Raw genomic sequence first — 12,003 nt, 5'->3', positions numbered from 1 at the left:
GGTAGATGAATTTTCTGGCTTGTGATTTAGGAGGTACCAAGGTTCTATTGGGAATATTTGAAAAAGTAGTAAATGATGATTCGCCTAAATTGTTATTCAAAAAGAAATATATATCTTCTGATTGGGAGTCTTTTGAACTGATTCTAGAAGATTTTCTCAAAAATGAATGCAAAAATATTAATCATCCTTCTTCTGCATGTTTCGCGGTGGCTGGTCCTTTATCTAACAACAACGCAAAAATCATTAACTTGTCATGGGGTATTTCTGGAAATGCTTTACAGAACAAATTTAATTTTAAAAGCTGCGAGCTAATAAATGATTTTGCAGTACAAATTTATGGAATTCCTTTCTTAAAAAAAAATCAATATTCAACTATCCAGTATGGATCACAATCTGAAGGGACTAACAATGATTTACATGCCATTGTTGGAGCGGGTACTGGTTTGGGGATTGCAAGAGGAATAATATCAGGGAAAAAGGTAAAAGTTTTAGCTAGTGAAGGTGGCCATGTTGAGTACTCCCCAAAGTCAGAATTTGAGTGGGACTTGAAGACTTGGCTCAAAAATTCCTTAAATATTGAGAGGATATCTTGTGAAAGGATCGTTAGCGGCACTGGTTTATCAAGAATTGCTGAATGGAGACTTAGCAAATCTGATGCCAAAAACCATCCTCTACAAGAATTTTTTAGAGAAACTAAAATTTCTGAAAGTTTGAGAAAAGAGCTGCCCGAAAAAATTTGCAAGCTTTCTAAAGAAGGTGATCAGCTAATGATTGAAGTTGAGAGGATTTGGTTAGGCGCTTATGCCTCTTTATTGGGAGATGTTGCTCTTCAAGAATTATGCTTTGGTGGATTATGGATTTCTGGAGGAACAGCATCAAAACATTTCAAAAACTTTAAATCAGACTTATTTTTTAAACAATTTTTCGACAAGGGAAGATTAAAAGATATTCTTAAAACAATACCTATAAAAATAATTTTAGATGAAGAGTTTGGACTTTTTAGTGCAGCCTGCAGAGCAAAAATGCTTTTAAGAACTTAAAAAAAAAATGTCTATTCCTGAAGTAGGTAAAAAAATAAGGGTAACAGTGCCTTCCACAACTGCCAATTTAGGGCCTGGATTCGATTGCCTTGGAGCAGCATTAGATTTATATAATGAGTTTATTTTTACAAGAATTGAAGGTGGTGGAGATAGATTTGATTTAATAATGGAAAGTACAGATGGTAATCATTTAAGAGGAGGACCTGAAAACTTAGTATTTAGAGCAGCCCAGAAAGTATGGAATAGCGCAAATATCGACCCTTTCGCACTCGAAGCAAGAGTTAAGTTAGCAGTGCCGCCTGCACGCGGGCTTGGAAGTAGCGCTACTGCAATAGTTGCCGGATTAATCGGAGCAAATGCAATAATGAACTCTCCATTGACCAAAGAAAAACTCCTTGAACTTGCCATTGATATAGAAGGTCATCCTGATAATGTAGTTCCCTCTCTTCTGGGTGGGCTTTGCTTGACAGCCAGATCTTCTTCTCAAAGATGGAGAATCATTAGATGTGATTGGCACGATACAATTAAAGCTGTTGTAGCAATACCTGCAATTCGTTTAAGCACAAGTGAAGCAAGAAAGGTTATGCCCAAGAATGTACCTATATCTGATGCAGTTACAAATATGGGGGCACTTACTTTGTTACTAAACGGCTTAAAAGCAGGTAATGCGGAACTTATAAAAGAAGGAATGTTTGATAAGTTACATGAACCCTACAGATGGAAACTTATTAGGGGTGGATTAGAAGTCAAAGATGCCGCACTAAATGCAGGCGCTCTAGGATGCGCAATCAGTGGGGCTGGACCAAGTATCTTAGCTTTGTGTAAAAAAGAACATGGTAAAAACGTCAGTCAAGCAATGGTGAAAGCGTGGGAGAAGTCAGGTGTACCTAGCAGAGCACCGTTCTTAAACGTTCAAACAACTGGCAGCCAATTTAGCACTATCTCTGGTGAGTAGTTTTACTTAGGCATTTTTAATGTTATAGTCTCAAGCTAGTACAACTTCAACTAGAATAAAAAAATTATTCATTACATAAATGAATTTAGAATCTTTTCCTTGGCTATCATCTATTGTTTTACTGCCTTTAATTGGGGCATTGATAATGCCTTTCTTGAGTTCAAAAGAAGGAGAAGATAACTCACTCCCCAGAAATATCTCATTAAGTTTTTTATTTATAGATTTTTTATTAATAATTGGCGTCCTTTTTCAAAAATTCAATACTTCAGATAGTTCTTTACAACTAGTAGAAAGAGCTTCTTGGTTACCATCAATAGGCTTAGAGTGGTCTCTTGGCGTAGATGGGTTATCTGCTCCTTTAATAGCTTTAAGTGGGTTAATTACTTTTTTATCAGCTGCGGCTAGTTGGAAAATTAAGAAAAAATCTAATCTATATTTTGCTCTTTTATTAGTCCAAGCATCAGCACAGGCACTAGTTTTCCTCTCTCAAGATTTCCTATTATTTTTCTTGGCATGGGAACTTGAATTAGTTCCGGTATATCTTCTTATTGCGATTTGGGGAGGAAAAAAGAAATTATATGCGGCCACTAAATTCATTCTTTATACAGCTTTAGCTTCTTTATTGATACTCATAAGTGGGTTAGCACTTGCCTTGAGTGGTGATACCTTTACTTTAAATATTACTGATTTAACCAATAAACATGTATCCGGCAGCCTAGCTTTATTATCTTATTTAGGATTTTTAATTGGTTTTGGAGTAAAACTTCCTATCTTTCCATTACATACATGGTTACCTGATGCACATGGAGAGGCTAATGCTCCAGTTTCAATGTTACTAGCTGGAATACTCTTAAAAATGGGAGGTTATGCTCTCTTAAGATTCAATGTTCAAATACTTCCTGAAGTACATCTAAAAATTGCCCCTGCTTTAATTATTCTTGGAATCATTAATATAATTTACGGAGCTCTAAATGCATTTGCACAAGATAATGTTAAAAGGAGAATTGCATGTAGCTCTGTAAGTCATATGGGTTTTGTTCTTTTAGGGATTGGAGCAGTAGATGCTTTAGGGATAAGTGGAGCAATGCTACAAATGATAAGCCACGGACTTATAGCTGCAGCTATGTTCTTTGTTACGGGCTCATTCTATGAAAGAACAAATACTCTTTCTATACCAAATATGGGCGGCTTAGCAAAGGTCTTGCCTATAACTTTTGCTTTTTTCTTAGCAAGCTCTTTAGCCTCTCTAGCACTACCTGGGATGAGCGGTTTTATAAGTGAAATAACTGTATTTTTAGGTATCACTAGTCAAGAAGGATTTAGCTCTATCTTTAGATCAATCACGATTCTAATTGCAGCCATAGGATTAGTTCTAACACCAATATATCTATTATCAATGTGTAGAAGAGTATTCTTTGGCCCTAGAATTCCAGCACTAGCTACAGTTAAAGAAATGAATGGTAGAGAATTGACTATTGGTTTCAGTTTATTGTTACCTACATTGGTAATAGGTTTTTGGCCCAAAATCGCCATAAATTTATACGAATCTTCAACCAATGCTCTCAGTCAGCAGCTCACTTTAGCTAAATTGGTTGGACTAATCCCAACTTTTGTTAATTAAATTATCTTAATAAATGGATACAACAATTTTTAAATATGGAGAGTTACCACAATTTAAAAAATTTACTCCCGAAACCATAGGTAAACAATTTCCAGTAGTATTAGAAAAGATAACTGAAGAATTTAAAAACATAGAAAAAAATTTATCTAATTATTTGATTCAAAATGATTTAAATTGGGAAAAGGTAATAAATCCTTTAAATGAAATAAATGAAATTCTTAGATGGAGTTGGGGAGTAATAAGCCACCTAAATGCGGTAAATAATTCTGAAAGTTTAAGAAATATTTATTCAAAATTTCTTCCAGAGATTATTAGCTTGAGTAATAAATTTGGGCAAAGCAAAGTAATCTACAATTCTTTAGTCAAGCTTAAAGAAACAAATAACTTAGATCAAATTAAAAACAGAATTTTAGATAAAGAAATTCTTGAGATGCAACATAGAGGAATTTCACTACAAAAAAATGATCAGGAAGAATTTAACAAAATTTCAGAAAAACTTGGTAATCTGTCAACCGAGTTCAGTAACAATGTTCTTGATGCCACTAACGAATGGTTTTTAATATTAAATAAAAAATCTGAAGTCGATGGTCTTCCTGAACGAGTTCTTGAAATGATGGCAATTTCTGCACACAATCACTTAAAAAAAGATGAAGAAGTTGATATTGAAAATGGTCCTTGGAAATTAAGTCTAGATGTTCCAACTTATACTTCTTTCATGACTTATTCCACCGAGCGTAATCTTAGAGAAAAACTATACAAGGCATTCGTTAGTAGGGCATCTCAAGGAGAAAAAAATAATTCTCACATCATTGAAGATATATTATCTCTCAGAACTAAAAAAGCTAATCTTCTCGGTTATAAAAGTTGGGCAGAACTAAGTTTGTCAACGAAAATGGCGAAAGAAATTAAAAATGTAGAAAACCTTTTAGAAGAATTAAGAGAACCAGCATTCAAAACCGCAAAAATTGAATTAGAAACGCTCGATAAGTTTTCTAAAGCTAATGGGTTTCCAAAATCGCAGAATATTGAGCCATGGGATATTAGTTATTGGTCTGAACTTCTTAGAAAGGAAAAGCTCAATTTGGATCAAGAGTCTTTGAGACCTTGGTTCCCACTAAATGATGTTTTGAAAGGTTTATTCAAATTAAGTGAGAAGCTTTTTGAAATTAAAGTAGTTGAGGCGACTGATGAAGCTCCTCTATGGAATGATGACGTTTTATTTTTTAATATCCTTAATAAAGAAGATAAGAAAATAGCATCTTTTTACCTGGATCCATACTCTAGGCCTGAATCAAAGAGAGGAGGGGCTTGGATGGATGAATGTCTGAATAAAAATAATGTTGGCAAAAAGACCCTCCCGGTAGCTTATCTCGTTTGTAATCAGACTCCACCATCAAAAGATAAACCCAGTTTGATGAGTTTTGAGGAAGTTCAAACACTTTTCCATGAATTTGGTCATGGTCTTCAACACATGCTTACTACTGTAAATCTTCCTCAAGCAGCTGGTATAAACAACGTTGAATGGGATGCAGTCGAACTTCCGAGTCAATTTATGGAAAACTGGTGTTTTCATAAAAATACACTTATGAATATTGCTAAGCACTACAAAACAGGAGAAAAATTATCCGATGAGAATTTTGAGAAGCTCCTAAAGAATAGAACGTTTAATTGTGGTATGGCTACGCTTAGACAACTACATTTTGCAATTACAGACCTCAGATTGCATAGTAGTATTGATAAAAACGAAGGTAAAACAGCAGATGAAATAAGAAGAGAAATTGCAAAACAAACTACTGTTATTGATCCAATTCAAGAAGACCACTTTCTTTGTTGTTTTAGTCATATATTTGCAGGAGGGTATTCTGCAGGATATTACTCATATAAATGGGCTGAAGTTTTAAGTGCTGATGCATTTTCAATGTTTGAGGAAGCTGATCTAGAAAACTCTGAAGATTTAAAGTTAATAGGAAAGAAATTCAAAGATACAATACTTAGCTTAGGAGGAAGCTTACCTCCATTAGACATATTTAAACTATTTAGGGGAAGAGAGCCACAAACTGATTCCTTAATAAGACACTTAGGTCTATCTGGAGCTACATAATAATTTCATCGATTATTTTGTCAACCACAGATTTATTTCTAACAAGGTTTCTATGTTTATATACTTTTACTGATATTTTTTTTCCAAAATTTAAATTCGTCCACCAGCCAGGGAAAACCATCATATCCCAATAAGTAAAGAAATTTATACATTCTATATCATCAAGAAAAAAATCATTATTTGCGAGTTCTCTTAAAAACTTACTATTTATTTTCATTTCTGATATTCCTCTAAAAGGGTATTTAGGTATTAATTGAGCCATCAAAGTTCCTTTGTGAGGGGAACCTACTGATATTAATCTTCTTGTTCTTCTATACCCATTAAATTTTTGAAGCCAGTATCTACCAATTATTCCTCCCATAGAAAATCCCAAAATATCTAATTCTTTTTCTAAACCATATTTCTCTAAAATTAATTCGTTTAATTTATTAGTCAAATCCAGAATTGAAGTCATTCCACATGAATGCTTAAGAGTTGGGGCAAAATATTCAATGCCAATATCATCAAGTTTTGAGGTAATAAAAGAAAAAATACTTGAAGTATTCCAAAGACCGTGAATCAATATAACGGGATTTCTTTTTTCCAATACTTTAGTTATTTTCAAGAATTCTTACTATTGAGACCTTCCCATCGAAACCAGTGATTGGAGGATTACATTTTGTCAAAATAATTTTAACTTTAGAAAGCTTAAATTCCTGATCAATGATTTCTAAAATTGCGTTTGAATATTTTTCGATTGTGAAACAGTATATTTTCTTTGATTGATCTTTTATAATTTGAACTAATTTTGAATAGTCAATTGTTTTTTTAATATCATCTTTTACTGTACATTTTTCAAAATCAGTCCACAAAAATATATCTAAAATAAATAGTTGTCCTAATTCCCTTTCTTCATCAAGAACGCCAACTCTAGCCCAAAGTTTAATATTCTCAATTTTTAAAAAAGTTTCCATCTTTAAAAGTTTTAAAGATCTTTATGAGTATAGATAGCCTTTCCTGATGAAAAATCATCAACTATATTCCCAACACCTTTTAGGAAATATTTATAAGTTACTAAACCTTCTAGACCTACAGGTCCCCTTGGTGGAAGAGTTTGAGTAGATATGCCAACCTCAGCGCCTAATCCATATCTAAACCCATCTGCAAACCTAGTAGAGCAATTATGAAAAACACCTGCGCTATCAACTACATTCATAAATTTATTGGCAGTATTTGAATTTTCAGTAATTATTCCATCGGTATGTTTTGAACTATATTTTTGAATATGTGTGATTGCCTCCTCAAGATCATCAACAATTTTTACCGATAGAATTAAATCCAAATATTCGGTTTTCCAATCTTCTAGGCTAGCCTCATACTTTAACCCTAATTCAACTGATCTCTTATCTCCGATTAATTTAACATCATTAGAATTAAACAGAGGGATGGCCTTTTCTAAAAAAGCTGGTGCGATATCTTTATGGACTAATAAAGTTTCAATAGCATTACATGCTGCAGGATATTGAATTTTGCTGTCTAAAGCGACTGATAAAGACATCTCTAGATTTGCCTCAATATCTATAAACAAGTGACAAATTCCATCAGCATGGCCTAGCACAGGGATTCTTGTATTCTCCTGAATAAATTTAACTAATTCATTACTTCCTCTTGGAATTATCAAATTAATATATTTCTCAAGATTTAACATCGCCATGCTATCTTTTCTGCTTGTTAGTAAACATATTGCATTTTTATCAAGACCAGATTCATTTAAACCTTCTTGCAATGCTTTCACTATTGAAGTATTTGTTAAATTGGCTTCACTACCACCTTTTAGCATGACTCCATTACCTGATCTTATTGCTAAAGAACTAATCTGCATCACGGCATCTGGCCTTGATTCAAAAATAACCCCTAAAACTCCAATTGGTACTGTTTTTCTCTCTAAAATCAACCCCTTTGAAAGCTCTCTTTTTATTTGAACTTGATTTACAGGATCCGCCAAATCTCCAACTTTTCTTACTCCTTCAATTCCTGAATTTAATTTTGATTTTGATAACTTTAATCTAGAAAGTAAAGCCCTAGATATACCCTTTTTTTTTGCATTTGAATAATCCGCATTATTAGCTTCTAATATTTCTTTAGAATTTTTTTCTAGATAATCAGCCATAAAATTTAAGGCTTTAATTCGATTTTGATTTTCAGTCTGACTAATTTTTATTGATGCCAAACGAACTTTCTCAGCTTTTTCTAAAAGATCATTACCTGGTTGAGGAACTTCAAAGATATTAGCCATAATATTTTTTAGTTAGTTTAATAATAATTCAAATTCACGATTCTTTAAAGTAAATTTCTTTCTGAGTTAATATCTAAAAAATAATTGAACTTGACTTTTCCAATCCCCATTGGAATCATAAGAACCTAATAATTCTAAGTTTGGATTTGCCTGAAAAGTCAAAATTCCTAAAGGTGAAATATCATCTCTACCAGGAACCGTTTGAAAGGCAAAATTTATCGCATCAGTAATATCAAGACCTATTTCCGCCACCCAAGCTTGAGAAGAAAATTCTTCATTAGAAGATGATTGACCAGCATCATCTATATCTAAATTTTCATTGGAAAAAATATTATTTAATGAATCATTATTTTCTATTAACGCTGGATATAAAGATAACTGAAATCTTTCACTAAATGCATCAGCATTATTAAGTTGAGAAATAAATGCTCTATTTATTAAATTTGCAGAGTTACCTCCAATCAAACCAATTATTTGTGATCTGTTATAACTTGGCGTACTTCTTAATTGAATTCTTCTATTTTCATCAGCAAAAGATAATTGATCTAAAAATCCTTCATAAGATGCTTCAATTTTGATAAGCCTTGAATTGCCAATCCCGAATGATCCCAAACCACTAGAGGTCGCATTTACATCAAGATCACCCGAGATATTTGAATCCTGATTATTTTCACTTATGGGTATTATAGAATCTGGAACTTTACTAACAAGAGAAAAATTAATAAATGGAACAACACCACTTCTTGATGCAAATAAAATATAATTGTCTTTATTTTTATCAAGTTTAAATGGAGTAGTATATAGATTAGCTCTACCTTTTTTAAGATAAATTAGACCTCTAGCATTTAAATCTTTGCCAACCTTTCCGTTTATATTAAGATCTAATTTGGTATTTAAATAAGCTTGAACTAATTCTGAATATTGAAGTTTAAAATCTGGACCAAGTTTTAATTTAAGATTATTAAAACTCAAGTTATCCAAATAATTAGGCAAAGTTTCTCCCAAAAGAACTGAATTCAAAATTGTTTCATTTGAAATTATTTCAATATTTTCATTATTATTCCAATAGAGTTCTGGCCAATCTTTTTTTTCATCTTTTCGAATAAGATTTTTTCCTTTTTTATTATTTTGATTGGTACTATTTAAATTAATAAATCCATTATTAAAAGATAGAGATCCACTCAAAATGGGGCTTTCAAATGATCCACTTAAATCTATATCTGAATCTATTAAAAAATTAAAATTATCTTTCTTTAAAGTAAATCTATTCGTAATCAAATTAATTTCTGCCTTCTCGGAATCATTTTTACTATAAAAAGGCAAAGAACCTTTTATAAAAATTTCTCCAGAATCTTCAGACTGTGCTTTAAGATTATTGATCTCTAAAGAATCAAAATCAAAAATTATTAAGCTATTAATATCTTTTAGAATATTGTTAAAAAAATCAATTTCAGAATCTTTGATTATGACAAATCCATTTAATAGAGGTTTATTTAAGGTCCCTTTCAGTATCATTCTAAGATTTACATCACCTTCTTTAAAGGTAAAGTATTCAGCAGCAAAAATATCTAATAACTCAATAAATTTTCCATTCCCAATCAATCTTAGATCTAAGTTATCTGATTTATTTAAAGGTATTGAGCCTTTAAAACTGATTGGGATTTTAGAGTCATTTATAAGCAAAGAGAAGTCAATATCAAAAACTGAGTTATTAAATTCAATAATACCTTTTTCAAAAAATAATTTATTATTTTTAATTGATGAGTTTTTAGAAGATATTTGACTCAAGAAAGATTTATTATCAAGGTTATAAAATAAATCTATATCAAAACCTCCAAGAAAATCTCTTGGTTGATTTAAAAAAATATTTGCAGCACTTAATGGTATTTTTTTAATTTTTAAAGAACCATTACCTTTTAATAAGCCACCTTCTAAATCAATAGAAAATTCCTCTTTTTTATTTTTATTATCATCTCTAAAAACATCAAGATAGCCATTTAATTTTGCATTCAATTTATAGTTGCTTGGCCTATCCCCCTCAATAGTTACTTTTGCATTATATCTACTACTGAATTTATTAAAATATTTTTGAATGTTCAAATTATCTTCTTGAGCATTATTACTTTCAATAAAGTTATTTATAAAATCAATCCTCTCCTTAAACGAATTATTTTCTTTATTTATTTCTAAATCATCCAAGATATTCGACTTTATGGTTTGAATAGATTTTTTATTATCAAAATTAAAAATATCTAGCGTAGTTAGGATCGTCCAACTAGTACTTATATCGTTAAAGTCTAAATTAATCAAATTATTTTTATTTGAGTCATAATCGACTGCGATTATGCCTCCATCAATCGGATACAAAGATGAATTGACATAAAAGGAATTATCATTAAAACTAAAATCAAATAATGAGTTTGCCAACTTTATATTTCTATATCTACCTAGACTCCAAGCCAGTCTTCCATCAAGAAAGGACTGGTCTGAATTTATTGATCCAGAACCATTAATAATTCCTTCAATCCTATCGAATGGATTGTTTCCTATTGATAATTCAAGTTCATCAAGGGGGAAATTTTTAGCCTTCCAAATATAAATATTATCCTCTTTAAATACTTCTATGCTTCCTTTATTAGAATTAAATAGTCTGCTAAAGGATACATTATCTAATTTAAGATTAGAATCAAATCTTATAGAAAGAAATGAAGGAATTGGGGAGAATCTATTTTTCATATTTAAAAGGAATTGATTATTTTTATTTTTAATATCTCCCTCCCATATCTCTCTGATTCGTATCCCTTTGAAATGCGGATAATCAACATTAAACTTTAATGAAATCTCAGGATCAGTAACTTTTCCTTTTAATTCACCTTTAGCGGTAACAAAACCCCTAATGTCATTATTTCGGAAAATATTTAAATTAGATAATTGAGTTCTATTTATTTTTAAACTTGAATTGATTTCACCAAAATTAATTCCTCTTTTATCAAACCAATAGGGAAGATTCCCCGATAGTTCAATATCTGGATTCAGACTGTTAATATATCCAATAGTTCCTTTAAGGTCAATTTTATTAGAACTGTTATTTAATGGGATATTTAGATTAAAGTTTGAATTCAAAGTTCCGTAATTTAAGTTAGAAGAATTTCCTATTAAATTATTTTCTTTACAAAAAAAACTGGTTGAATCTGAATTTATATTCTCTAAGAAATTTACTGGTTTTATTTTTAAATTAGCAAAAGAAAATCTTCCTTCACAAAATGTACGATTTGGTGATTTATTAAATTTAAAGTTAGATTTAAATTTTCCCTTTTTAAAGCTAATTTTTCTTTTCCCAATAATATATTCAGAGTTCTCAAGATCTAATCCTCTTGAAAATAACTCCAACTTTAAAAAGTCTTTATTTAATTTTTTATTAAATTTAAATTCTAGAAAACCGTTACCATGAAAATTTGATTTTATATTTGCAATAATTTCTCTGTTACTGGACTTATAAATAACGTTCCCCTTTACTTTTGTTTCTAATCCTGATTTTTTAAGATTAAAAATTGAATATTTTTTAAAATTAAAATTTAAGTCATATTTTAATTTTGATTTTATTTTACTTCTATCTTTTTCATAAGGTTTATCCCTTTTAAAGAAATCTCTATCAATATTAATTGCAGCTTTCTCAGGACTTATTTTTACTATCCATTTTTGTTTAAAAAAAGATCTAAAAGGCATAATGCCCACGTATACATTTTTAGCTTTAATTTCAGAATCTATATTTTTCTTATCATTAATTGTTGAATTAGCCAAAGAAATACCTAGAAATCTAATACCGACATAATCACCTAATTCAACATTTTTATCTAAAAGATTCTCAATACTTTCTTCTATTTCTAATTTCCTAGAACTATATGTTTCTTTTAAAAAATTATTTAATAAAAAAGTGCCTAAAAAACCTAATGGGAAAAGCATCCCTACTAAAAGAATTTTAGTTTTTAAATTTAGAGATCTAATTTTTTT

8 protein-coding genes are annotated in these 12,003 nt (G+C 30.7%); 4 read left to right on the top strand and 4 right to left on the bottom strand.

The window, feature by feature from the left end:
* Positions 1 to 5 precede the first annotated feature (5 nt).
* The 4 genes from EU98_RS08140 to EU98_RS08155 all read left to right on the top strand — a co-directional run bounded on the left by EU98_RS08140 (position 6) and on the right by EU98_RS08155 (position 5,717).
* Entirely contained in the window at positions 6 to 1,040 is a 1,035-nt protein-coding gene (locus EU98_RS08140; RefSeq protein ID WP_032514953.1) for a glucokinase, read from the top strand.
* Positions 1,041 to 1,047: 7 nt separating this feature from the next.
* Complete coding sequence (gene thrB / locus EU98_RS08145) at positions 1,048 to 1,995, top strand: homoserine kinase (RefSeq protein WP_032514952.1); 948 nt, start codon at positions 1,048 to 1,050, stop codon at positions 1,993 to 1,995.
* 79 nt (positions 1,996 to 2,074) lie between these two features.
* The gene (locus EU98_RS08150; protein ID WP_032514951.1) at positions 2,075 to 3,616 is read left to right on the top strand and encodes an NAD(P)H-quinone oxidoreductase subunit 4; all 1,542 of its coding nucleotides are present in this window, start codon (positions 2,075 to 2,077) and stop codon (positions 3,614 to 3,616) included.
* 13 nt (positions 3,617 to 3,629) lie between these two features.
* Positions 3,630 to 5,717 carry a M3 family metallopeptidase gene (locus EU98_RS08155; RefSeq protein WP_032514950.1) on the top strand — a complete coding sequence of 696 codons (2,088 nt, stop codon included), beginning with the start codon at positions 3,630 to 3,632 and terminating at the stop codon, positions 5,715 to 5,717.
* Here the strand turns inward: EU98_RS08155 and EU98_RS08160 are convergent.
* From EU98_RS08160 to EU98_RS08175, 4 genes are all read right to left on the bottom strand, one after another.
* Complete coding sequence (locus tag EU98_RS08160; RefSeq protein ID WP_032514982.1) at positions 5,710 to 6,303, bottom strand: esterase/lipase family protein; 594 nt, start codon at positions 6,301 to 6,303, stop codon at positions 5,710 to 5,712. The two genes, EU98_RS08155 and EU98_RS08160, sit on opposite strands and share 8 nt — an antisense overlap.
* Positions 6,304 to 6,307: 4 nt before the next feature.
* Entirely contained in the window at positions 6,308 to 6,670 is a 363-nt protein-coding gene (gene folB / locus EU98_RS08165) for a dihydroneopterin aldolase (protein WP_032514949.1), read from the bottom strand.
* 11 nt (positions 6,671 to 6,681) lie between these two features.
* Positions 6,682 to 7,992, bottom strand: a complete 1,311-nt coding sequence (locus EU98_RS08170; RefSeq protein WP_032514948.1) for a glutamate-5-semialdehyde dehydrogenase — start codon at positions 7,990 to 7,992, stop codon at positions 6,682 to 6,684.
* A gap of 66 nt (positions 7,993 to 8,058) precedes the next feature.
* Entirely contained in the window at positions 8,059 to 11,955 is a 3,897-nt protein-coding gene (locus EU98_RS08175; RefSeq protein ID WP_032514981.1) for a translocation/assembly module TamB domain-containing protein, read from the bottom strand.
* Between the last annotated feature and the right edge of the window lie 48 nt (positions 11,956 to 12,003).

The sequence above is a fragment of the Prochlorococcus marinus str. MIT 9314 genome (assembly GCF_000760035.1).
In the GTDB taxonomy this organism is placed as follows: Bacteria; Cyanobacteriota; Cyanobacteriia; order PCC-6307; family Cyanobiaceae; genus Prochlorococcus_A; species Prochlorococcus_A marinus_B.
The sequence above is the reverse complement of the archived record's forward strand: the minus strand, read 5'-3'. Positions and strand labels throughout refer to the sequence as shown.

What these genes read in the sequence shown, in the direction of transcription:
- EU98_RS08140 (WP_032514953.1), top strand. Translation starts at nt 6, where the DNA reads ATGAATTTTCTGGCTTGTGATTTAGGAGGTACCAAGGTTCTATTGGGA.
- thrB (WP_032514952.1), top strand. Translation starts at nt 1,048, where the DNA reads ATGTCTATTCCTGAAGTAGGTAAAAAAATAAGGGTAACAGTGCCTTCC.
- EU98_RS08150 (WP_032514951.1), top strand. Translation starts at nt 2,075, where the DNA reads ATGAATTTAGAATCTTTTCCTTGGCTATCATCTATTGTTTTACTGCCT.
- EU98_RS08155 (WP_032514950.1), top strand. Translation starts at nt 3,630, where the DNA reads ATGGATACAACAATTTTTAAATATGGAGAGTTACCACAATTTAAAAAA.
- folB (WP_032514949.1), bottom strand. Translation starts at nt 6,670, where the DNA reads ATGGAAACTTTTTTAAAAATTGAGAATATTAAACTTTGGGCTAGAGTT.
- EU98_RS08170 (WP_032514948.1), bottom strand. Translation starts at nt 7,992, where the DNA reads ATGGCTAATATCTTTGAAGTTCCTCAACCAGGTAATGATCTTTTAGAA.
- EU98_RS08175 (WP_032514981.1), bottom strand. Translation starts at nt 11,955, where the DNA reads ATGCTTTTCCCATTAGGTTTTTTAGGCACTTTTTTATTAAATAATTTT.